The 21725-nt window shown below is 68.8% G+C and carries 23 protein-coding genes; 15 read left to right on the top strand and 8 right to left on the bottom strand.

Annotated elements, in window-relative coordinates; all coding sequences use genetic code 11:
• Positions 1–75: 75 nt before the first annotated feature.
• Entirely contained in the window at positions 76–660 is a 585-nt protein-coding gene (gene idi, locus ACIA8R_RS01850) for an isopentenyl-diphosphate Delta-isomerase (protein ID WP_364083595.1), read from the top strand.
• A 24-nt stretch (positions 661–684) separates the two neighbouring features.
• Here idi and ACIA8R_RS01845 read toward each other — a convergent pair whose 3' ends face one another.
• Together ACIA8R_RS01845 and ACIA8R_RS01840 are read right to left on the bottom strand one after the other, a co-directional pair.
• Positions 685–1764 (bottom strand): inositol-3-phosphate synthase, encoded by a 1080-nt coding sequence (locus ACIA8R_RS01845; protein WP_364083598.1) that lies wholly within the window; start codon positions 1762–1764, stop codon positions 685–687.
• Positions 1765–1777: 13 nt separating this feature from the next.
• The gene (locus ACIA8R_RS01840) at positions 1778–2362 is read right to left on the bottom strand and encodes a PadR family transcriptional regulator (RefSeq protein WP_125640646.1); all 585 of its coding nucleotides are present in this window, start codon (positions 2360–2362) and stop codon (positions 1778–1780) included.
• Positions 2363–2495: 133 nt separating this feature from the next.
• Between ACIA8R_RS01840 and ACIA8R_RS01835 the strand changes: the two genes are divergently transcribed.
• The 4 genes from ACIA8R_RS01835 (at position 2496) to ACIA8R_RS01820 (ending at position 7953) form a co-directional block, all read left to right on the top strand.
• Positions 2496–2882, top strand: a complete 387-nt coding sequence (locus ACIA8R_RS01835) for a DUF5318 family protein (protein ID WP_364083602.1) — start codon at positions 2496–2498, stop codon at positions 2880–2882.
• A gap of 231 nt (positions 2883–3113) precedes the next feature.
• Positions 3114–5579, top strand: a complete 2466-nt coding sequence (locus tag ACIA8R_RS01830) for a transglycosylase domain-containing protein (protein WP_397035946.1) — start codon at positions 3114–3116, stop codon at positions 5577–5579.
• The gene (locus ACIA8R_RS01825) at positions 5576–6892 is read left to right on the top strand and encodes a glycosyltransferase family 87 protein (RefSeq protein WP_397035944.1); all 1317 of its coding nucleotides are present in this window, start codon (positions 5576–5578) and stop codon (positions 6890–6892) included. The genes ACIA8R_RS01830 and ACIA8R_RS01825 overlap by 4 nt, the downstream gene beginning before the upstream one ends.
• Positions 6889–7953 carry a mannosyltransferase family protein gene (locus tag ACIA8R_RS01820; protein WP_357693357.1) on the top strand — a complete coding sequence of 355 codons (1065 nt, stop codon included), beginning with the start codon at positions 6889–6891 and terminating at the stop codon, positions 7951–7953. The genes ACIA8R_RS01825 and ACIA8R_RS01820 overlap by 4 nt, the downstream gene beginning before the upstream one ends.
• A 128-nt stretch (positions 7954–8081) precedes the next feature.
• On the opposite strand, the gene ACIA8R_RS01815 is transcribed toward ACIA8R_RS01820, so the two are convergent.
• Positions 8082–8825 (bottom strand): deoxyribonuclease IV, encoded by a 744-nt coding sequence (locus ACIA8R_RS01815; RefSeq protein ID WP_364083614.1) that lies wholly within the window; start codon positions 8823–8825, stop codon positions 8082–8084.
• 76 nt (positions 8826–8901) lie between these two features.
• Between ACIA8R_RS01815 and ACIA8R_RS01810 the strand changes: the two genes are divergently transcribed.
• On the top strand, positions 8902–9081 hold the full coding sequence (locus ACIA8R_RS01810; RefSeq protein WP_357693360.1) for a hypothetical protein: 180 nt from the start codon (positions 8902–8904) through the stop codon (positions 9079–9081).
• 58 nt (positions 9082–9139) lie between these two features.
• Here ACIA8R_RS01810 and ACIA8R_RS01805 read toward each other — a convergent pair whose 3' ends face one another.
• Positions 9140–9457 carry a hypothetical protein gene (locus ACIA8R_RS01805; protein ID WP_397035941.1) on the bottom strand — a complete coding sequence of 106 codons (318 nt, stop codon included), beginning with the start codon at positions 9455–9457 and terminating at the stop codon, positions 9140–9142.
• 191 nt (positions 9458–9648) lie between these two features.
• On the opposite strand from ACIA8R_RS01805, the gene rpsF reads away from it, so the two are divergent.
• The 7 genes from rpsF (at position 9649) to ACIA8R_RS01770 (ending at position 14170) form a co-directional block, all read left to right on the top strand.
• The gene (gene rpsF / locus ACIA8R_RS01800) at positions 9649–9939 is read left to right on the top strand and encodes a 30S ribosomal protein S6 (RefSeq protein ID WP_026214314.1); all 291 of its coding nucleotides are present in this window, start codon (positions 9649–9651) and stop codon (positions 9937–9939) included.
• A 147-nt stretch (positions 9940–10086) separates the two neighbouring features.
• Positions 10087–10650, top strand: coding sequence for a single-stranded DNA-binding protein (locus tag ACIA8R_RS01795; RefSeq protein ID WP_364083620.1), 564 nt, complete (start codon positions 10087–10089; stop codon positions 10648–10650).
• A 63-nt stretch (positions 10651–10713) separates the two neighbouring features.
• Positions 10714–10950 carry a 30S ribosomal protein S18 gene (gene rpsR, locus ACIA8R_RS01790; RefSeq protein ID WP_020543048.1) on the top strand — a complete coding sequence of 79 codons (237 nt, stop codon included), beginning with the start codon at positions 10714–10716 and terminating at the stop codon, positions 10948–10950.
• A 14-nt stretch (positions 10951–10964) separates the two neighbouring features.
• Positions 10965–11411 (top strand): 50S ribosomal protein L9, encoded by a 447-nt coding sequence (gene rplI / locus ACIA8R_RS01785; RefSeq protein ID WP_357693364.1) that lies wholly within the window; start codon positions 10965–10967, stop codon positions 11409–11411.
• Between the two features lie 292 nt (positions 11412–11703).
• Positions 11704–12573 (top strand): ABC transporter substrate-binding protein, encoded by an 870-nt coding sequence (locus tag ACIA8R_RS01780; protein WP_357693366.1) that lies wholly within the window; start codon positions 11704–11706, stop codon positions 12571–12573.
• Positions 12570–13430 carry an amino acid ABC transporter permease gene (locus ACIA8R_RS01775; RefSeq protein WP_357693368.1) on the top strand — a complete coding sequence of 287 codons (861 nt, stop codon included), beginning with the start codon at positions 12570–12572 and terminating at the stop codon, positions 13428–13430. The genes ACIA8R_RS01780 and ACIA8R_RS01775 overlap by 4 nt, the downstream gene beginning before the upstream one ends.
• Positions 13427–14170, top strand: coding sequence for an amino acid ABC transporter ATP-binding protein (locus tag ACIA8R_RS01770; protein ID WP_397035937.1), 744 nt, complete (start codon positions 13427–13429; stop codon positions 14168–14170). Before ACIA8R_RS01775 ends, ACIA8R_RS01770 begins: the two co-directional genes overlap by 4 nt.
• Here ACIA8R_RS01770 and ACIA8R_RS01765 read toward each other — a convergent pair.
• Both ACIA8R_RS01765 and ACIA8R_RS01760 read right to left on the bottom strand, forming a co-directional pair.
• A complete protein-coding gene (locus ACIA8R_RS01765) occupies positions 14167–15636 on the bottom strand; it encodes an APC family permease (RefSeq protein WP_397035935.1) in 1470 nt (489 codons plus the stop codon). The genes ACIA8R_RS01770 and ACIA8R_RS01765 overlap by 4 nt on opposite strands.
• Positions 15637–15758: 122 nt before the next feature.
• Entirely contained in the window at positions 15759–17060 is a 1302-nt protein-coding gene (locus ACIA8R_RS01760) for an MATE family efflux transporter (protein WP_397035933.1), read from the bottom strand.
• Between the two features lie 284 nt (positions 17061–17344).
• Here ACIA8R_RS01760 and dnaB point away from each other — a divergent pair, with 284 nt between their 5' ends.
• Positions 17345–20200 (top strand): replicative DNA helicase, encoded by a 2856-nt coding sequence (gene dnaB, locus ACIA8R_RS01755; RefSeq protein ID WP_397035931.1) that lies wholly within the window; start codon positions 17345–17347, stop codon positions 20198–20200.
• A gap of 104 nt (positions 20201–20304) precedes the next feature.
• Complete coding sequence (locus ACIA8R_RS01750) at positions 20305–20760, top strand: universal stress protein (RefSeq protein ID WP_357693378.1); 456 nt, start codon at positions 20305–20307, stop codon at positions 20758–20760.
• Here the strand turns inward: ACIA8R_RS01750 and soxR are convergent.
• Positions 20726–21232, bottom strand: a complete 507-nt coding sequence (gene soxR / locus ACIA8R_RS01745; protein WP_397035929.1) for a redox-sensitive transcriptional activator SoxR — start codon at positions 21230–21232, stop codon at positions 20726–20728. The two genes, ACIA8R_RS01750 and soxR, sit on opposite strands and share 35 nt — an antisense overlap.
• A gap of 9 nt (positions 21233–21241) precedes the next feature.
• Entirely contained in the window at positions 21242–21673 is a 432-nt protein-coding gene (locus ACIA8R_RS01740; protein WP_397035927.1) for an Lrp/AsnC family transcriptional regulator, read from the bottom strand.
• Between the last annotated feature and the right edge of the window lie 52 nt (positions 21674–21725).

The raw sequence follows: 21725 nt of genomic DNA, 5'->3' as shown, positions 1-21725 counted from the left end.
GGATGCGCCGGAGGTTGGTACGGCAGATGCCCGGCGGGTTACGAACGTGCGCCGGGATCTCGTACGCTTCGAAGCGTGACCACTGAGGAACACGTTGTGCTGGTCGACCGCGAGGGGCACGCGCTCGGCACCGCGCCCAAGACGTCGGTGCACGGCCAGGAGACCCCGCTCCATCTAGCCTTCTCCAGCTACGTCTTCGACCCTGAAGGCCGCGTGCTGCTCACCAGGCGGGCGGACCACAAGATCACCTGGCCGGGCGTCTGGACCAACAGCTGCTGCGGCCATCCGCTGCCCGGCGAGAAGCCCGCCCAGGCGGTCCTCCGCAGGCTCTCCTACGAGCTGGGCCTCGACGCCGGCCGCGCCGACCTCATGCTGCCCGGCTTCTCCTACCGCGCCGTCATGGGCAACGGCATCGTCGAGCACGAGCTGTGCCCGGTCTACCGCGTCACGGTCGACACCCCGGTGGCGCCCAACCCCGACGAGGTGGGCGAGGTGCGCTGGATGCCGTGGAAGGAGTTCGCCGAGGGCGTGCTGAGCGGCCTGCTGGCGATCTCGCCGTGGTGCAGGGAGCAGGTGCCGCTGCTCAGTGAGCTGGGCGCCGACCCGCTGGCCTGGCGTCCCGCCCCCGACGACGAACTGCCCCCCGCCGCGCGCGGCTGAGCCGCGGCCGCGAGGGGCCATCGGTCAGCGCTCGACCTCGCCCCTGATGAACTTCTCGACGTACTCGCGGGCCTCGTCGTCGGAGTACTGCTCCGGCGGCGACTTCATGAAGTACGACGAAGCCGACAGGATCGGGCCGCCGATGCCCCGGTCGAGGGCGATCTTGGCGGCGCGCACGGCGTCGATGATGATGCCGGCGGAGTTGGGGGAGTCCCAGACCTCCAGCTTGTACTCCAGGTTCAGCGGCGTGTCGCCGAACGAGCGGCCCTCCAGGCGCACGTACGCCCACTTGCGGTCGTCGAGCCACGGCACGTGGTCCGACGGGCCGATGTGCACGTCGGCCTTGCCCATCTCGTGCGGGATCTGCGAGGTGACCGACTGCGTCTTGGAGATCTTCTTCGACTGGAGGCGCTTGCGCTCCAGCATGTTCATGAAGTCCATGTTGCCGCCGAAGTTGAGCTGGTACGTGCGCAGCAGCTCGACCCCGCGGTCCTCGAACAGCTTGGCCAGCACGCGGTGCGTGATCGTGGCGCCGACCTGCGACTTGATGTCGTCGCCGACGATCGGCACGCCGGCCTCGGTGAACTTCTCGGCCCACTCGGGGTCGGAGGCGATGAAGACCGGCAGCGCGTTGACGAACGCCACCTTGGCGTCGATGGCGCACTGCGCGTAGAAGCGGTCGGCCTCCTCCGAGCCCACCGGCAGGTAGGACACCAGGACGTCGACCTGGTTGTCGCGGAGCACCTTGACCACGTCGGCGGGTTCCTCGTCGGACTCCTCGATGATCTCGCTGTAGAACTCGCCCAGACCGTCGAAGGTGTGACCGCGCATCACGGTCACGCCCGTCGGGGGCACATCGGTGATCTTGATGGTGTTGTTCTCGCTGGCGACGATCGCCTCCGACAGGTCGCGGCCGACCTTCTTGGCGTCCACGTCGAAGGCGGCGACGAACTCGACGTCGCCCACGTGATAATCACCGAACTTCACGTGCATCAGGCCCGGCACTCGCGCGGCCGGGTCCGCGTCCTTGTAGAAGTGGACACCCTGGACCAGCGAAGACGCGCAGTTGCCGACACCGACAATGGCCACGCGAACCGAACCCATCGCACTCGCTCCCTTACTCATCAGTTGACGTGGTATCTCTCTCGGGCCCTTCCGAGGCCCGCCGCTCCGTGGCGATCAGCTCGTTCAGCCAACGCACCTCGCGTTCGACCGACTCAAGCCCATGGCGCTGCAGCTCGAGCGTGTAGCTGTCGAGCCTCTCCCTGGTACGGGCCAGCGCCGTGCGCACGCTGTCGAGGCGCTCCTCCAGGCGGCTGCGGCGGCCTTCGAGGATGCGCAGGCGCACCTCGGCCTCCGTGTGCCTGAAGAAGGCGAAGTGCACACCGAAGCTCTCGTCCTCCCAGGCTGACGGGCCGGCCTGGGTCAGCAGCTCCTGGAGGCGTTCCTTGCCCTCGGCGGTCAGCTTGTAGACGATTTTCGACCGGCCGCCGACCATCGTGGCGGGAGCGGGCTGCTCCTCCACGATGAGGCCCTGGGCCAGTAGCGATCGCAGACAGGGGTACAGCGATCCATAGGAGAACGCACGGAACATGCCCAACAGGGCGTTGAGCCGTTTGCGCAGCTCATAGCCGTGTAGCGGCTGTTCGTGCAGCGACCCGAGAACGGCGAGCTCCAGAACTCTGCCTTGTCCGCTGGCCACTGGAACCGCCTCCTCTCGCGTCGATGTATCGAGTCGATACATCCAGAGGATACGTCGATTCGCTATAAGGCCGCAATCAAAGGATTTGCCAAGCCGTTGGGATGATTCGGTAAAACGCCGTAGTCTGGCGCTCATGTGGTCACAGCGGAGGGTGGTGGACTACGGCCTCGCCAAGCGGGCAGCGGTCCGTTCCCTTGAGGTGGGCCGCGCCTCGCGCGGAGACCTCTGTGACGCACAGCCGTACCTCCTTCGCGCAGCCCGCGTGTTCGGCGAGTCGACCGAACGTCTCTGCCCGGTGTGCGAGAGGGAGAACGTCACCAACGTGACCTATGTCTACGGCGATTCGCTCGGGCGGCATGCCGGTCAGGCAAAGGCCACGTCAGAGCTTGTCGAAATGGCCCATGATTACGATGAGTTCCGGGTGTACGTCGTCGAGGTCTGCCAAGGTTGTTCCTGGAACCACCTGACGGTCTCGTTCGTCCTCGGCAACGGACCGCCAGACCTCGTCGGCCAACCGTGAACACCGAGGGCGGCGAGTCACCTCACGCCCATACGCCGTTTTTATCCGACGACGATGCGAGGACGTGTGAGTAACAGCATGAATGAGGGGACGGCCCGCCCGGGAAGGCGCCGTCGCTCCAACTCATCCCGTTCTGTGCCCCCAGGTTCTCCTCCCCAAACCGGTGACTCCGATTGGGGTTCGGCGCAGTCGCCGCGTCGTCCTGAAGCCGCTTATGAGCAGACCGGCGCAATGTCCGCGCAGTCGTACAGCGACCCCGCCTCCGGGCCGCAGCCCCGGCGCGGGGCGCCCCAGGGGCGTGAGGAGCTGCCGCCGCGCGCCCGCTCCCGGGCGCGGCAGGACACGCGTTCCGTGAGCAACCAGGAGACGATGGTCAGCGAGGCGCCGCCCAGGCGCTCGCGCCGGGCGAGCGGGCAGGACGAACCCCCGGAGCCGCCCGGGCCGCCGACCAAGAGGCGCAGCGGCTGGCGCCGGTTCGTGCCGAGCTGGAAGATCGTCGTGGCCAGCGTGGTCGTGCTGGCGGCCGGCATCTTCGGCATGATCATGGTCGCCTACAACCTCACGCCGGTGCCCGAGGCCACCCAGGCGTCGGCGGTCGCGCAGCAGAGCACGCTCTACTACCGCAACGGCAAGGTCCTCGCCAAGCTCGGCGTGCCCCGGCAGACCGTCGACTTCAAGGACATGGCCGACACCGTCAAGGACGCCACGGTCGCCATCGAGAACAAGACGTTCTACGAGGACTCCGGCGTCTCCCTCTCCGGCATGGCGCGTTCGGTGTGGATGACCGCGACCGGCCAGCAGCTCCAGGGCGCCTCGACCATCACCCAGCAGATGGCCCGCGGCTACTACGACGGCCTCAGCCAGGAGGTCTCCGTCAAGCGCAAGCTCAAGGAGATCTTCGTCGCGGTCAAGCTCAACCAGGAGCTGACCAAGGAAGTCATCCTCGCCCGCTACCTCAACACCGTGAACTTCGGCCTCGCCTACGGTGTCGAGGCCGCCTCGCAGGCGTACTTCGGGAAGAGCGTCCACGCCAAGAACCTGACCCCCGAGCAGGGCGCCTACCTGGCCGCGCGCATCCAGCGCCCGAGCTGGGGCCCCGACGACCCCGGCCTGCGCGAGCGGTGGAGCACGACCATCAAGTACATGGCCGAGCAGTGGCCCCAGAAGTACGGCGACCTGCCGGCGAAGGCGAAGTTCCCCAAGATCTACAAGGGCGACGCCAAGGAAGCCTACGCGGGCCTGCGCGGCTACATGATCACGCAGGTGCTGGAGGAGCTGAAGCAGCGCAAGCTCACCCCTGACATGGTCAGGAGCGGCGGCTACCAGATCACCTCGACCTTCGACGAGAAGCTCATGAAGGCCGCCAAGACGGCGGTCGAGGCCACGACGGCGAACATGTCGAAGGAGTTCCACGCCGGCCTGGCCGCCGTCGACCCGAAGAACGGCCGCGTCCTGGCCTTCTACGGCGGCCGCGACTTCCTCACCGACCCGTTCAACGAGCCGTTCGACGCCAACAAGCAGGCCGCGTCGGCGTTCAAGCCGTACGTGCTGGCGGCCTGGCTGCAGGCCGGTTACTCGCTCAAGAGCTACGTGCCGGGCAACCAGACCGTGCCGAAGATCATCCCGGGCCAGCAGAAGGACGGTTTCCGCAACAGCCACAACGTCGGCCAGGCCGTCGACGTGATCAAGGCCACGGCGCAGTCCGTCAACACCGCGTACGTGTCGATGGCGTTCAAGCTGCCCAGGCAGCTCGAAGACGTCAAGGAGCTCGTGGAGAACGCCGGGTTCGACAAGGGACGCATGGACCAGGACGTCAGGGAGCACCAGTTCCAGTTCGCCATCGGCAGCGCCCTGGTGAAGCCGGTCGAGCAGGCCGCCGGGTATGCGATCTTCGCCAACGGCGGCAAGTACACCAAGTACCACGTGGTGCAGGACGTCAAGCTCAACGGCCAGGTCGTCTACCCCGAGCAGCGGACCTCGACCAGGGTCATCGACGCGGAGGTGGCCGCCGACTCGACGACCGCCATGCAGGAGGTGCTGAGGAGCGGCACCGCAGCGGGCCAGGGGCTCGGCAACCGGCCCGCGGCCGGCAAGACCGGCACCAACAACAACGAGAAGGAAGCCTGGTTCGTCGGCTACACGCCGCAGATCTCCACGGCTGTCGGGTTCTACCGCGAGCGGTGCGTGACCAAGACGGGCAAGGTCGTCCAGCCCCTGCATGCCAACTGCCCGGAGACCCCCGGCGGCAAGCCGAGCAAGAAGTACGGCCCGAACAACAAGTACACCAAGGCCGTGGAGTCCCCGCTCGGGTTCGAGGGCGCCGGCCCGCCCACCGCGACCTGGCGGCGGTTCATGCTCGCCGCGCACGAGGGCAAGCCGATCGAGCAGTTCCCGCAGAAGGCCGACATCGGCCTGCCGGAGAACATCGTGCCGCGCCCGGTGCCGACGCCGACGCCGACCGCCACGAACCCGATCGACGACGGCTCGGGCAACCCCTTCGACGACGGCAACCAGCAGGACTGCCTGGTCGCGCCCTGCAACGACGACGGCGGTGACGTCACCGACGACTCCCAGCAGGACACCGGCATCCCCGAGGCCGACGACCACGGCATCCTGAGCGGCGGCGGAGGCGGCAGGGTGCCTGACTCCCGCCCGGCCGGCACCCACCAGATGAACGCCAGACACGAGGAGTGGTGACCACGACCGAGGCACGCGCCCCCCTGGTGGCGCGTGCCGTGCCGTTCCTCCCCCTGGGGCTGATCGCCGCCCTGGGGGCCGTCCTCGCCTACGTGGTGCGGCTGCCGTGCCGGACCGGCGGATGGAACGACCAGGTCCAGACGTACACGAACTTCTGTTACACCGACATCTACCCGCTGTACTTCGACCGGCAGCTCGCGACCCAGAACCCGTACTTCGCCGACGTGCCGTTCGACAAGCAGGTCGAGTACCCGGTGGTGCTGGGCGAGGTGATGCAGGTCATCGCCTGGATCTCGCGGAAGCTGGACCTCGACCAGGTCGCCCAGGCCGTCAGGTTCTACGACCTCACGGTCCTGCTGCTCGGCATCTGCCTGGTGGTCGGCGTCCTGCTGATGGCGGCGGTGGCCGGGCCCACCCGCCGGTGGGACGCGCTGTGGTACGCGATCTCGCCCGCCGTGATCCTGGCCGCGTACATCAACTGGGACCTGGTCGCCGGCGCGCTGTCGATGGGCATGCTGCTGGCCTGGGCGCGCAAGCGGCAGGTGCTGGCGGGCGTGCTGCTCGGCCTGGCGATCGCGACCAAGTTCTACCCGCTGATGTTCCTCGGCGCGCTGTTCCTGCTCACGCTGAGGACCGCCCGCTGGCGGCCGTTCCTGGTGACGCTGGGCTCGACCGCGGGGGCCTGGCTCGTGGTGAACGTGCCCTTCATGCTCTTCGCCTGGGACGGCTGGCGCCGCTTCTACGTCTTCTCCCAGGAACGCGGGATCGACTGGGGATCGCCGTGGCTGTTCTTCCAGCGCAAGGGCTGGGGCATCCTGGGCGAGGCCGACGTCAGCACGCTCGGCATGGTGGCGCTGGCCGTGTTGTGCCTGGGCATCGCCGTGCTCGCGCTCGCCGCGCCGCGCCGGCCCCGGCTGGTGCAGATCTGCTTCCTCGCCCTGGCCGCGTTCATGATGACGAACAAGGTGTGGTCGCCGCAGTTCGTGTTGTGGCTGGTGCCGTTCGCGGTGCTGGCCAGGCCCAGGTGGAAGCCGCTGGCGCTGTGGCAGCTCGCCGAGGTCTGGTACTTCGCGGCGATCTGGCTCTACCTGCTCGCCCAGCCCCCGCTCAGCCGCGACGACCTGGGCATCGGGGACGACACGTACTTCACCGCGGTCTGGGGACGGGTCATCACCATCGGGATCATGATGGCGTTCGTCGTCCGTGACATCCTGCGCCCGGAACGGGACGTGGTGCGCCAGGGTGACATCGACGACCAGGCGGGCGGGGTGTTCGACGACGCCCCCGACCGGTTCGTACTGAAGACACCATGATCACGCGCTCGGCCGGCCGGGACGCGCTGCTGCTGTGGCTCGGATCGCGGGCCGGGCTCCTGGTGTCGACGCTGCTCGGCGTGACCCTCGCCGAGTACGCCGGCAAGTGGCGCCAATGGGACGCCGGCCTGTTCGTCACGATCGCCCAGTACGGGTACGACGGAGAACCCGGCAAACCGCACGACGACGGCCTGCCCGCGTTCTTCCCCGGCCTGCCGGTCGCGCTGCGGGCGGTGCATCTCGTGGTGCCCGACTGGGCGATCTGCGGGATGCTGATCTCGCTGGTCGCCGGTGCGGTGGCCATGGTCGCGCTGGCCAGGCTGGCCGAGCTGGAGGGCGCGACCGGCTGGATGGCGGTGCTGGCGCTGCTGCTGTTCCCGATGGCGGTGTTCCTGTCGGCGGGCTACAGCGAGTCGCTGTTCCTGGCCTTCGCGATCCCCGCGTGGCTGGCCGCCCGCCTCGGACGCTGGCCGCAGGCCGTCCTGCTGGCGGCGGGGGCGTCGTGCGTGCGGATCACCGGGTTGTTCCTGGCGGTCGCGCTGGCGGTGGAGTTCGTCAGGAGCAGGGAGTCGTGGCGGCGGGCCGGCTGGCTGGCGGTGCCCTTCCTGCCGCTGGCGGCGTACTCGTTCTACCACTACCGGCGCTCCGGGGACTGGCTGGCGTGGAAGCACGCGCAGGAGGCCGGCTGGGGTCGCGACTTCGAGTGGCCCTGGCAGGCGTGGCGGACGACGTGGAGCTCGGCCATGGGCACCGACGACTTCGCGGTGGCCTTCCGCATGGAGATCGCCGGGGCCGTGCTGGCGGTGGGCGTGCTGGTGTGGCTGCTGGCGCTGCGCAGGTGGAGCGAGGCCGTCTACTGCGGGTTGCAGGCGGCGGCGCTGATGACCTCGGCGTACTACCTGTCGATCCCGCGCTCGCTGCTGCTGTGGTTCCCGCTGTGGGTGCTGGTCGCGAAGGTGGCGACCAGGAAGCCGTGGGTCATCGTGCTGTACGCGCTGATCTGCGGGCCGCTCATGTACCTCAACGCGGCCCGCTTCCTCACGGGTGCCTGGGCGGGCTGAAGTCTCTACCCGTTTCTTCGCCTCGGTAATCCAGGGAAGTTATCCACAGGCTGTGTGTTTTCGGTCCAGAGGCTCCCGCGCGGCGTTCCGAGGCCCCAGTGCGGCGTTCCGAGGTTCTCGCGCCGCGTTCAGAGGTTCTTGCGCAGGAACGCGATGTCGTCGGCCTGGCCCTCGCCCGGCGTCTCCACCACGACCGGGGCGCCGGCCGCGCGGCAGACCGCCAGGATCAGCTCGGGGTCGATCTTCCCCTGGCCCAGGTTGGCGTGCCGGTCGGCGCCGGAGTCGAAGTCGTCGCGCGAGTCGTTGCAGTGGACGAGGTCGATCCGGCCAGTGATCGCCTTGACCCGCTCGACCAGGTCGACCAGCTCCTCGCCGCCCGCGTGCGCGTGACAGGTGTCGAGGCAGAAGCCCACGTCGAAGCCGTCGAGCGCGTCCCACAGCCGGGCGATGCGCTCCAGCTTGCGGGCCATCGCGTTGCCGCCGCCCGCGGTGTTCTCGATGAGCACGGGGATCGGGCACTCCATGCGCTCGAACACCTTGCGCCAGTTGTCGAAGCCCACCTGCGGGTCATCGCTCTTGTTGACGTGGCCGCCGTGCACGACCAGGCCCTTGGCGCCGAGCCCCGCGGCCGCCTTCAGATGTTGTTCGAGCAGCTTGCGGCTGGGGATCCTGATGCGGTTGTTCGTCGTGGCGACGTTGATCAGGTAGGGCGCGTGGATGTAGACGTCGACGCCCTCGACCGGCTTGTCCGGCAGCACCGGCTTGGCGTAGCCCTGGGGATCGCCGAGGAAGAACTGCACGACCTCCGCGCCGACCCGTTCGGCGTGAGCGGCGGGATCGTCCTGGTCGACGTGAGCTCCGATACGCAGCATGTCAAGGAGCTTATCCGTTTGGCGGGACCGCCCCCGGGAAGACGCCCGGCACCCCCTACCCCCGAGGAGAACGCATATGACACGCTGGCGGCTGCGGGCGCTGCTCTTATTGGTCTACGTGATCGTCGGAATCTACGTCGCCTGGATCTACGACTACATCACCCCGGGTCTCCTCCGGGACGTCGCCGAGGCACTGCTCGCGGTGTTCCTCTGGTTCCTGGTCCTGCTCGGCATCGACCTGCACATCGGCAGGTGAGCCGCGGACACACGACGGCCCCGGGCGTCACCGGGGCCGTTCGCCGTGCGGGGGCCCGTCAAGGATGCGGCAGGAAGCCGCCGTGGGCGATGCCGAGCACGGCTCCCACGAACGAGGCCACCAGACCCACGATGTTGACCGAGCGCTGAGGCGTGGTCACCGAGATGTACTGCGAGTAGAGACCGGTCCCGAAACCGAGCGTGCCGAGCCAGGACGAGATCACGTGGGCGGCGGGGAAGAACGCGGCGACGAACGCCACGAGACCGCACGCCAGTGTCGCGACCGCCAGGCCGTTCTCCACCGGGTGAGAGCGTCCGTCGGTGTTGAGCGTGAGCCTGAACTGCTCCCTTTCAGAGGGATGAAGCACATGTGGCACAGCCGCCACCCCCTTGCTTTCTTACATGCTTTCCCACCTACTCGTGGCTGGTAACCTGGGCAGCGCTGCGTTGTGATGGGTGATCCATCGACCCGGGGCGCCGAAATGGGGCGCCGCGGCCTGACGTCAGCGTCCTCCTGTCACGGCAGAGTGTCGTGACCGCAAGAGTCCAGAGGAGGTTGGAGTCCCGCATGCGTCGTTACGAAGTAATGGTCATTCTGGACCCTTCGCTCGATGAGCGCACTGTCGCGCCGTCCCTCGACCAGTTCCTCACCGTGGTCCGCAACGACGGCGGCACCGTGGAGAAGGTCGACGTCTGGGGCCGTCGTCGGCTCGCCTACGACATCGACAAGAAGTCGGAAGGCATCTACGCCGTCATCGACCTGTCCGCGGAGCCCGCGACGGTCAAGGAGCTCGACCGGCAGATGAACCTCAACGAGGGCATCCTGCGCACCAAGGTCCTGCGCCCGGACGTGCACTAGCAGCAGGAAGGCCGCGAAGCGGGCCGCCGTCTCGGTGGCGGGCCGACGAGCGGGTTTCTTGTTGACGACCACCGGCTTTTTGTCGGAGAGCACCCGTACTCTGAGCCGTAACCCAAGCGAAGGCGTGCAGGAAGGCGAGCGCTAGCCATGGCAGCAGGCGACACCGTAATCACCATCGTCGGCAACCTTGTCGACGACCCGGAGCTGCGCTTCACCCCGACGGGTCAAGCGGTGGCTCGATTCCGCATCGCGTCCACTCCGCGGTTCATGGATCGCCAGACCAACGAGTGGAAGGATGGCGAAAGCCTCTTCCTGACCTGCAACGTGTGGCGGCAGGCGGCGGAGAACGCCGCCGAGAGCCTCCAGCGCGGCATGCGGGTCATCGTGCAGGGGCGGCTCAAGCAACGGTCTTACGAGACCAAGGAAGGCGAGAAGCGCACGGTCTATGAGGTCGAGGTCGACGAGGTCGGCCCGTCCCTGCGCAACGCCACGGCCAAGGTCAACCGCACCACCCGTCAGGGCGGCGGCGGCGGTGGCGGCGGCTTCGGCGGCGGCCCTGCCGACGACCCGTGGGCCTCTGCCTCGCCCGCCCCGCCCCAGGGCGGCGGCTACCAGGGCGGTGGCGGTGGTGGCGGCGGCTTCGGTGGCGGCGGCAACCAGGGCGGCGGCTTCGGCGGCGGCAACGACTTCAGCGACGAACCGCCTTTCTAACACCTGTCCACAAGCCCGAGTCCATTCCCGCCCGAAAGGCGGGGCTCTGAGAGGAGCACCACGATGGCTAAGCCGGCACTGCGCAAGCCCAAGAAGAAGGTTTGCCTGTTCTGCCACGACAAGATCTCATACGTCGACTACAAGGACACGGCGCTGCTTCGGAAGTTCATCTCCGACCGCGGCAAGATCCGTGCGCGCCGGGTGACGGGCAACTGCACCCAGCACCAGCGCGACGTGGCGACCGCGATCAAGAACGCCCGTGAGGTGGCTCTGCTGCCTTACACGAGCACCGCGCGCTAAGGAGGTCTGTCGACATGAAGCTCATCCTCACCAACGAGGTCTCCGGCCTCGGCGCCCCTGGCGACGTCGTCGAGGTCAAGGACGGCTACGGCCGTAACTACCTCATCCCGCGCGGCTACGCCATGCGCTGGACGCGTGGCGCCGAGCGCCAGATCGAGACCATCAAGAAGGCTCGCGACGCTCGCGAGATCCGCGACATCGGCACCGCCAAGGAGGTCGCCGGCCAGCTCGGCGCCCTGCGCGTGCGGCTGACCACCCGCGCGGGCGAGTCGGGCCGGCTGTTCGGCTCGATCACCACGGGCGACATCGCCGACGCCGTCAAGGCGGCCGGTGGCCCGACCCTCGACCGCCGTCGCATCGAGATCCGCAACCCGATCAAGAGCGTCGGGTCGCACAAGATCTCCGTCAAGCTCCACCCCGAGGTGTCGGCGTCCGTCGACGTCGACGTCGTGGCCGGCTGACGATCGCTGATCAAGCCCCTCTCCGCAAGGAGGGGGGCTTTTTCGCGTTCCCGTGCCCGCCGCCCGTGGCCGGTGTCCTTTTCCGGTCCTTACGGCTGCGCCTGGTCCGGCCACCCGCCGTGCTCCGGCCGAGGGCCCTCCAGGGGAACGGCCGCTGACCCTTCACCGGCGGGCCGCCGTGACGCGCGCCCACGCGTGACCGGCTGCCGTGGTGACCTGCGCACTTGTTTCCCGTGGGGGCCGCGTAGAATGCCTGCGTTCTTTGTGTGTGTTTCCCCCTGGAGGCTCTGCCATGGCCCGTTCCACGATGCTGCTCGCGATCGGTGTGCTCGCGGTAGGGGCCGTCGCATGTGCCCCGGCGGACCAACCGGCCCCCGCGGCCACGGCGACCGGCTCCGCGGCTGCCGACATGTGCACGAAGGACCAGCTCAAGCTCGTCAACGGCGGCAAGCTCACCATCGGCACCGACAAGCCGGCCTACGAGCCGTGGTTCAAGGACGACGACCCGAGCAACGGCCAGGGCTTCGAGAGCGCGGTGGCGTTCGCGGTGGCCGGCGAGCTCGGCTTCGACCGGACCGAGGTGCAGTGGAGCACGATCAAGTTCGACTCCGCGTTCGCGCCGGGGGCCAAGCAGTTCGACTTCGACGTCAACCAGGTCTCGATCAACCCCGACCGGGCCAAGGCGGTCGACTTCAGCAAGGGCTACTACACGGTCAAGCAGGCCGTCGTGGCGATCAAGGGCAGCAAGTTCGCCGAGGCGAAGAACGTGGCCGAGCTCAAGGACGCCAAGTTCGGCGTCCAGGTGGGCACCACGTCGCTGGCCGGGGTCAAGGACGTCATCAAGCCGTCCGCCGAGCCCAACGTCTACAACGACCAGGTCGACGCCGTGAACGCGCTGAAGAACAAGCAGGTGGACGCGATCGTCGTCGACCTGCCCACCGCGTTCTACGTCACGGCCGCCCAGGTGGACAACTCCAAGATCGTCGGCCAGTTCAGCTCGACCGCGGGCACGCCGGAGGAGTTCGGCCTGGTCATGGAGAAGGGCAGCGCGCTCAAGCCGTGCCTGGACAAGGCCGTCGACTCCCTGAAGTCGAAGGGCGACCTGGCGAAGATCGAGCAGGAGTGGCTGGGCTCGGCCGCCGGCGCGCCTGAGTTGTCGTGAGCCCGACGAGTAAGCCCGCCAGCGAGCACGTCCCCTCGCAGCGGCAGCTTGAGCGCGAGCGCGTCCGCAGGTCGCGGGCGCGCCGCTCGGGCTCGATCGCCACGGCCTCGACGATCGTCTTCATCGTCCTGGTCGTGGTCCTGGTCACGAACTCGCCCGGTTGGCCCCGGGTTCAGGAGGCGTTCTTCGCCCCCGAGTGGTTCGTCAAGGCGCTGCCCCACGTGCTGGACGGGTTCCTGCTCAACATCAAGATGTTCCTGATCGCCGAGCCGCTGATCCTGATCGTCGGGCTGCTGGTGGCGCTGGCCAGAGGCATCACCACGCCCGCGTTCTTCCCGATCAGGGCCCTGGCCACGCTCTACACCGACGTCTTCCGCGGCGTGCCGACGATCCTGGTCATCTACCTCGTCGGCTTCGGGTTGCCCGCGCTGCGGCTGCAGGGCATCCCCACGGACCTGGCCACGCTCGGCGTGATCGGGCTCACGCTCTCGTACGGCGCGTACGTGGCCGAGGTGTTCCGCTCCGGCATCGAGTCGGTGCACCCCAGCCAGGTCGCGGCCGCCCGCTCGCTGGGCCTGAGCCACGTCAAGACCATGCGGTTCGTCGTGCTCCCGCAGGCCACCCGCCGGGTCGTGCCGCCGCTGCTCAACGACTTCGTCTCGCTGCAGAAGGACACCGCGCTGGTGGCCACCATCGGGCCGCTGGAGGCGCTCAGGCAGGCCCAGATCATCGCCTCCAGCAAGTTCAACTACACGCCCTACCTGGTCGCCTCGCTGCTGTTCATCCTGCTCACGATCCCGATGGCCAGGCTCACCGACCACCTGGCCGCCCGTACGCGCAGGAGGCGGGGCGCATGAGCCTGCTGACCATCGAAGGGGTGTGGAAGAACTTCCACGGTCACAGCGTGCTGCGCGGCATCGACCTGGAGGTGCGCGCGCACGAGGTCGTCAGCCTGATCGGCGCGTCCGGGTCGGGCAAGTCCACCCTCCTGCGCTGCGTGAACCTGCTGGAGACCGTCGACGACGGCGCCATCCACCTCGACGGCCAGGAGATCACCGACCCCCGCGTGGACGTCGACGACGTGCGCAAGCGGCTCGGCATCGTGTTCCAGGCGTTCAACCTGTTCCCGCACATGACCGTGCTCGACAACGTCACGCTCGCGCCGCGCCAGGTGCTCAAGACGCCCAGGAAGCAGGCTGAGGAGGAGGCACATGAGCTGCTGGCCAAATTCGGGCTGGCGGCCAAGGCCGGCGCCTACCCCGACCAGCTCTCGGGCGGCCAGCAGCAGCGGGTGGCGGTCATCAGGGCGCTGGCCATGCAGCCCAGGCTGATGCTGCTCGACGAGGTCACCTCGGCGCTCGACCCCCAGCTGGTGGTCGAGGTGCTGGGGATCGTCAGGGAGCTCAAGGAGTCGGGGATGACCATGATCCTCACGACCCACGAGATGAGCTTCTGCCGCGACATCTCCGACACCGTGTGCTTCCTCGACGACGGCGTCCTGGTGGAGAAGGGCCCGCCGGAGAAGATCTTCGCCTCGCCGGAGCAGCCGCGGACCAGGGAGTTCCTGCGCAGCGTGCTCGAATCCGGACGCCTCTAGCGGCGGTGGCGGCCCCGGCCGGGTTCGGCCGGGGCGTCGCGCGGGGTGGCGAGCAGGCTGTGGCGGCGGCCGTACAGAAGGTAGACCAGCAGCCCGAAGGCCATCCACAGGACGAACCACGCCCAGGTGAGCACGCGCAGGTTGAGCATGAGCCAGAGCGTGGCGACCAGCGAGAGCGCGGGCAGCAGCGGCGAGAGCGGCACGCGGAAGCCGCGCTCCAGGTGCGGCATGCGCCGCCGCATCACGATCACCCCCGCCGCCACGAACAGGAACGCGAACAGCGTCCCGATCACCACCAGCTCCTGCATGGTCAGCACCGGCACGAACTCGGCCAGCACGATCGCGATGAACCCGATCAGCAGCGTCACCCGCGTCGGCGTGTGGTACCTGCGGCTGACCGTGGCCAGGCCGCGCGGGATCAGCCCGTCGCGGGCCATCGAGAACAGCACGCGCGTCTGGCCCACGATCAGCACCAGGATCACCGTCGTCAGCCCGAGCACCGCCCCCGCGTCGATGACGTGCACCATCCAGTCCACGCCCACGGCACGGAACGCGCTCGACAGCGGCGCGTCCCCGCTGATCTTCGTGTACGAGACCATGCCCACCATGACGAGCGCGACCGCGAGGTAGATGACCGTGGCGATCACCAGGCTGCGGATCATGCCCTTGGGCACGGCCTTCGGCGCGTTGACGCTCTCCTCGGCCGAGGTGGCGACGATGTCGAAGCCGATGTAGGCGAACGCGATCGCCGAGGCCGCTGCGAAGACGCCGAACCAGCCGAAGGCCATGCCGTGCCCGGCGAAGAGCTCGATGACGGTCCGCGGACGCACGGGCAGCGCCTTGGGCTCGACGTAGAAGTCGCCGTAGTTGGCCACGTCGATGTGGGCCAGGCCCACGACGATGACCGCCCCGATGGCCAGCAGCTTGGCCGACACCATGATCCACAGCGCCCGCAGCCCGACCCGCGCGCCGAGGGCCACGATGCCCGTCAGCAGCACCAGGATGGCCAGGACGAGCACGTCGTCCACGGACTGCGGCACCCGTACGCCGAAGTCGGCGACCGCCTTGACCGCGATGGACGCCCAAGCCCTGGCCACCACCGCGGCGGCGAACTGCAGCTCCAGGATCAGCGCCCAGCCGATGATCCACGCCCAGACCTCGCCGAAGATGACGTATGTGAAGGTGTAGGCGCTGCCCGAGGTTGGCATCGTGGACGACAGCTCGGCGTAGCACAGGCACGCCAGCAGGCACGCGATCCCGGCGATCATGAACGAGAGGATCACGCCGGGCCCCGCGGTGGTCTGGGCCTGCTCGCCGGCGACGCTGAAGATGCCGGCTCCGATGATCACACCGAGCCCGAGAACCACGAGGTCGGCCGGGCGATAGACCTCGGACAGGCTGTGGCGGGCGCCGGTGCGTAACCCGGTCGCCTCTGACGGCGGCAGTCGTCGCAGAATCGTGGACACGGAACACCCCGCTCAGGGAACTCGCCCATGCTGTCTCACCAGTTGGACAACGGCAAGCACAAGACGATTACGGTGACCCGGACTCCGGCCGTCCGCCGGGGTGACGCGGCAGGTCGGATCGGCTACGCGCCGGTCACCAGCCAGGCCGTGCCGGCCGCCCGCCGGGTGAGGGTGACCAGCCGGGCGATCATCCACACCCCGAGCGCGCACCAGAGCGCGACCAGGCCGAACTCGGCGGCCAGGAAGGCCGCGGGCAGGTACGCCAGCGTCGTCCACACCCCGGCCCAGGCCAGGTAGCGCTGGTCGCCCGCGCCGATCAGCACGCCGTCGAGCACGAACACCACCCCGCAGATCGGCTGGAACAGCGCGACCGGCCACAACACGGCCAGAAGCTCGTCGGTCACCGCCGGGTCGGCGCCGAACAGGCCGGGCAGCAGCGGCCTGGCCGCCACGACCGCCACGCCGAGCGCCAGGCCCGACCACAGGCCCCACTGCATCATCCGCCTGGTCGCGGCCCTGGTGACGACCGTGTCCCCGGCGCCGAGCGAGCGTCCGGTGATGGCCTGGCCGGCGATCGCGATCGCGTCGAGGGCGAAGGCCATCAGGTTCCACACCTGGCCGGCGATGGCGTACGCGGCCAGTTGGGCCTGGCCCATCCTGGTGGCGACCACCGTGCCCACGATCAGCACGATCCGCAGGCACACCGTACGGATGAGCAGGGCGAAACCGGCCGTACCGGCCTGCCGGACGCCCGCGAGGTCGGGCGTGAGCGGCGTGCCGAGCCGCCGGGCGCCCCTGACCACCACGACCAGGTAGACGACGGCTCCGAGCGTCTGGGCCAGTGTGGTGCCCCACGCCGACCCGGCGATGCCCCAATGCAGCCCGAGCACGAACCAGGCGTTCAGCGCCGCGTTGAGCGCGAACGAGCCCACGGCCACCACCAGCGGCGTGACCGTGTCCTGCAGGCCGCGCAGCACCCCGGTGCCCGCCAGCACGACCAGCATCCCGGGCGCGCCGAGCAGGCTGATCCGCAGGTACGTCACGGCCAGCTCGGCCTGGTCGGGAGCGGCTCCGAACAGGTCGACCATGGCCGGCGCGAGCGGCCAGCCCAGGGCGATGAGCACCACGCCGATGGACAGGGCCAGCCAGATGCCGTCCACGCCGTTGCGCATGGCCCGCGCGTGGTTGCCGGCGCCGCTCTGCCGCGCCACGGACGCCGTCGTGCCGTACGCGAGGAAGACGCAGAGGTTCACCAGCGTCGCCAGGACCGCCCCCGCCACGCCCAGCGCGCCCACGGCCGTGGTGCCGAGGCCGTGGCCGACGATGGCGTAGTCGGCGAGCAGGAAGAGCGGCTCGGCGACCAGCGCGCCGAACGCGGGCAGCGCGAGCCGCAAAATCTCCCGGTCCTGGGGTGTAATGGGCATTTGTCTATTATGGCCATTACACGGCGTGTCGGGCCAACTTTCTTTCCTCCACAGCCGGTGGACACTGTTTGCCCAGGTCAGACGATGATCGGTGCATATCCGAAAGAGTTATCCCCAGGCTCGTCCACAGAGCTTTCACACCCTGGGCGCGCTGGTGCACAGCTCACCCACAGCGTTGTCCACAGGCCGCGTTGCCCTCACGCGCCGAACCAGCGAAACTGTCACACCGGTCGACTACAAGTGGGGGTGGTGCGACCGCCTGCAAGGTTGTTCGAGGGGGCGCGGTGAGCATTGACGAAGAGGGCGGCGGAGGCCCCGGTTTCGATCGCACCCCGCCGCACAACATCGAGGCGGAGCAGTCCGTGCTCGGCGGCATGCTGCTGTCGAAGGACGCCATCGCCGACGTCGTGGAGATCCTGCGCTCCGACGACTTCTACCGGCCCGCCCACCAGATGGTCTACGAGGTCATCACCGACCTCTACGGCCGAGGCGAGCCCGCCGACGCCGTCACCGTCTTCGACGAGCTGCAGAAACGCGGCGAGATGGCCAGGGTGGGCGGCGCCGCCTACCTCCACACGCTGACGGCGGTCGTCCCCACGGCCGCCAACGCCGGCTACTACGCCAAGATCGTGCGCGAGCAGGCGATCCTGCGCCGCCTGATCGAGGCCGGCACCCGCATCGTCTCCTTCGGCTACGGCGGCCAGAACGAAGAGGTCGACGACCTCGTCGACCGCGCCCAGGCGGAGATCTACAAGGTCACCGAACGCCGCACGTCGGAAGACTACGCGCCGCTGGCCGACATCATGCCGGGCGCCCTCGACGAGCTGGAGGCCATCGGCAGCCGCGGCGGCCAGATGGTCGGCGTCCCGACCGGCTTCCAGGACCTCGACCAACTCACCAACGGCCTCCACCCGGGCCAGATGATCGTCGTGGCCGCCCGCCCGGCCATCGGCAAGGCGCTGGCCCTCGACACCCCGCTGCCCACGCCCACCGGCTGGACGACGATGGGCGAGGTCGAGGTCGGCGATGAGCTGATCGGAGCCGACGGCAGGCCGACCCGGGTCGTCGCGGCGACCGACGTGATGGACGACAGGCCGTGCTACGAGGTGGAGTTCAGCGACGGCACGGTGATCGTCGCAGACGCCCAGCACCAATGGCGTACGTCCTCGCGCGCGGCCAGGAGGGCGGCCGCCACGCTGCCGTCCCTCCACTGGACGGCGGCGGCGGTCCGGCGGGTCGAAGAGGCCCGCGACGCGGCGTTCGGACATCCGGACAGGCCGGTGACGCATCGCGAGGCCCTTGAGACCGTGGGCGAGGAGTTCCGCAACGTCCTCCACACCGTCCAGCGGCAGGTCGGCCCCATGGGGAAGGTCCCCACCGCCGTCGGCGGCCCGATCAGGAGCTCTTCCTGGCATGCCCCCGCCTACCCGGCGGGCGAGCTCCACAGCGCTCTGCACACGCGGATCACCACGCCGAAGAACGCCGCCACGACCGCGGAGCACCAGCACGTCGTGACGACGGAGGAGATCGCCGCCACCCTCCGCTGCACGACGGCCGACGGGCGGCCCAACCACGCGGTGGCGGTGGCGGCGCCCTTCGCGCTGGCCGAGCGGGAGCTTCCGCTGTCCCCTTACGTGCTCGGCGTGTGGCTGGGCGACGGCCACAGCGCGGGCGCGCGGTTCTCCACCGTCGACCCGGAGATCATCGAGAACATCGAGGCCGAGGGCATCCGGGTCACCCGCGTGGGCTCCTCGATCGCCTACCAGATGACCCTTCCGGAGCCGGCGTCCCCGGCGCGGCGCACGTGCGTGGTGTGCGGTGCCGTGTTCGTCTCCAAGACCTCGCAGGTCCGCACCTGTGGAAGGGGCTGCGGGGCGAGGGCCCGTTCGGTCTCCGCGCCGGTGGCCGCGCCCACGTGTCCCGACTGCGGTCGTCCCTCGAGCGGGCTGCGGCGGTGTCAGGCCTGCCATCTCGACCACGGCACCGTCCAAGGCCTCCTCCGCACTCTGGGCGTCCTCGGTGACAAGCACATCCCGCCGGGCTACCTGCGGGCCTCTGAGGGACAGCGACGCGCCCTGCTGGCCGGGCTGCTCGACTCCGACGGCCACGTCAACGCCGCTGGGCAGATCCAGTTCGCCGTCACCAGCCGTCGCCTCGCCGCCGACGTGCACGAGCTGGTGCTGAGCCTCGGCTACAAGGCGACCATGCGTACCAAGCCGGTCAGAGGCAGGACCGAGGAGAGCTCGACCTGCTACATGATCAGTTTCACGACCTCCGACAAGCTCTTCCGGCTGCCGAGGAAGGCGGCCAGGCAGGTCGATGCCGCGCATCCCAAGACCCGGGTCCGCTACATCGTCGATGTGCGGAAGATCGAGAGCCGTCCGGTGCGCTGCGTCGAGGTCGACAACGCCGACCACATGTACCTGGCGGGCCGCACCTGCATTCCCACTCACAACAGCACGCTGGGTCTGGATTTTGCGCGTTCTGCGGCGATCAAGCATGGAATGACCACTGTCATCTTCTCGCTGGAAATGTCCCGCAACGAGATCACCATGCGTCTGCTGTCCGCCGAGGCCAGGGTCGCCCTGCACGCGATGCGCTCGGGCATGATGGGCGACGACGACTGGACCCGCCTCGCGCGCAGGATGAGCGAGGTGGCCGAGGCGCCGTTGTTCATCGACGACTCGCCCAACATGTCGATGATGGAGATCCGGGCCAAGTGCCGGCGGCTCAAGCAACGCAACGACCTGCGGTTCGTGGTCATCGACTATCTCCAGCTCATGAGCTCGCCGAAGAAGACCGAGAGCCGCCAGAACGAGGTCTCGGAGATCTCGCGTGCGATCAAGCTGCTGGCCAAGGAGCTTGAGGTGCCGGTCATCGCCATCTCGCAGCTCAACCGTGGCCCCGAGCAACGTACGGACAAACGCCCCGCAGTTAGCGACCTTCGCGAATCGGGATCTATCGAGCAGGACGCCGACATGGTCATCCTGTTGCATCGCGAGGACGCCTACGAGCGGGAGTCGCCCCGGGCCGGTGAGGCCGACCTGATCGTGGCCAAGCACCGTAACGGCCCGACCGCCACGGTGACCGTGGCCTTCCAGGGGCACTACAGCCGCTTCGTGGACATGGCCCAGCACTGACGCCAAACGACGGTCAAGGTGTGACAAACCAGACAGCCGCGGAAGGGATGGGGATCGATCATCAGGGCGCTCTACCCGATGACGTAAGCAAAGGGGAGAACGCCATGACCATTCTGATCGCCTACGACGGCTCGGCGGATTCGCGCAGCGCCATCGAGTTCGCCGCCAAGAATCTGGCCGCTCAGCCGACCGTCGTCGTCACCGTGTGGGAGCCGCTGCTCGTGCAGATGAGGAAGTACCCGCTGGCGGCGGGGGCGATCTCGCCGGAGACCGAGACCGAGGCGCAGGCCCAGGCCGAGTACTACGCCAAGGAAGGCGCCGAGCTGGCTGTCGCCGCCGGTCTGCCCGAGGTGACCTACCGCGCGGTCGCCGACAACGAGTCCATCTGGAAGACGGTCGTCGACGTGGCCGACGAGATCGACGCCTCGCTCATCGTGACCGGCTCGCGGGGCCTGGCCGGGGTCAGGTCGGTGCTGCTCGGCAGCGTGTCCAACCATGTGCTCCACCACGCCCACCGGCCGACGCTCATCGTTCCGCCGGTTGCGGCGCCGAAGGGCTGACGCAGCAGACCTTGGGCGGGGACAGCCGGGTGTCCATGCGGCGGGCGCCCGGCCCCTCCTCGCCGAGCCGGTCGTACGGGTTGGCGACCGGGCATCGGTCGAGTGACAGGCAGCCGCAGCCGATGCAGTCGGTCAGGTCGTCGCGCAGCCGCTGGAGCTGCTCGATGCGGTCGTCCAGCTCGCCGCGCCAGGCGGCCGACAGCCTGGCCCAGTCCTCCCGGTTGGGGGTGCGCCCGTCGGGCAGTTCGGACAGCGCGTCCCCGATGGTCGCGAGGGGGATGCCGAGCCGTTGCGAGAGCCGGATGAAGGCGACCCTGCGCAGGGTGTCGCGGTGGTAGCGGCGCTGGTTGCCGGCGGTGCGGCGGCTGGCGATGAGACCCTTGGTCTCGTAGAAGTGCAGCGCGGAGACGGCCACGCCGCTGCGTTCGGCGAGCTGTCCGACCGTCAGTTCTTTGCTGTTCCAGGCGACCATACCTGAAGCTTACTTGAGGGTTCGCTCGAAGAACGTCTCCAGCACGACGATGGTCTGGGTGCCGGTCACGCCGTCCACCTCGAAGATCTGGCGCAGGACGTCCTGGAGCTCCTTGGTGCTGGACGTGCGCACCTTGACCAGCAGCGACGCCGGCCCCGCGATGACGTGGGCCTCCTCCACGGCGGGGATCGCGGCCAGCGGGCCGGCGGTCTCGCCCATCCAGGTCGCGCCGTCCACCAGGACGTAGGCGGTCACCGTGCGGCCCAGGGCGTCCTGGTCCACCTCGATCGTGGTCCGTCTGATCACGCCGCGCTCGCGCAGCTTCCGTACACGTTCGTGCGCCGCCCCGCTGGACAGCCCCACCGCCTTGCCGAGCGCCGCGTACGACTGCGTCGCGTCCTCCAGCAACAACCCGATCAGTGTCCTGTCGATCTCGTCCATTGCTGAATCCTATACGGTGAAATGCCGATATGACCGAATGCCGTATGGTGGT

This window comes from Nonomuraea sp. NPDC051191, from assembly GCF_044455665.1.
Lineage (GTDB): Bacteria > Actinomycetota > Actinomycetes > Streptosporangiales > Streptosporangiaceae > Nonomuraea.
This window is presented reverse-complemented; position numbering and strand designations above follow the sequence as displayed.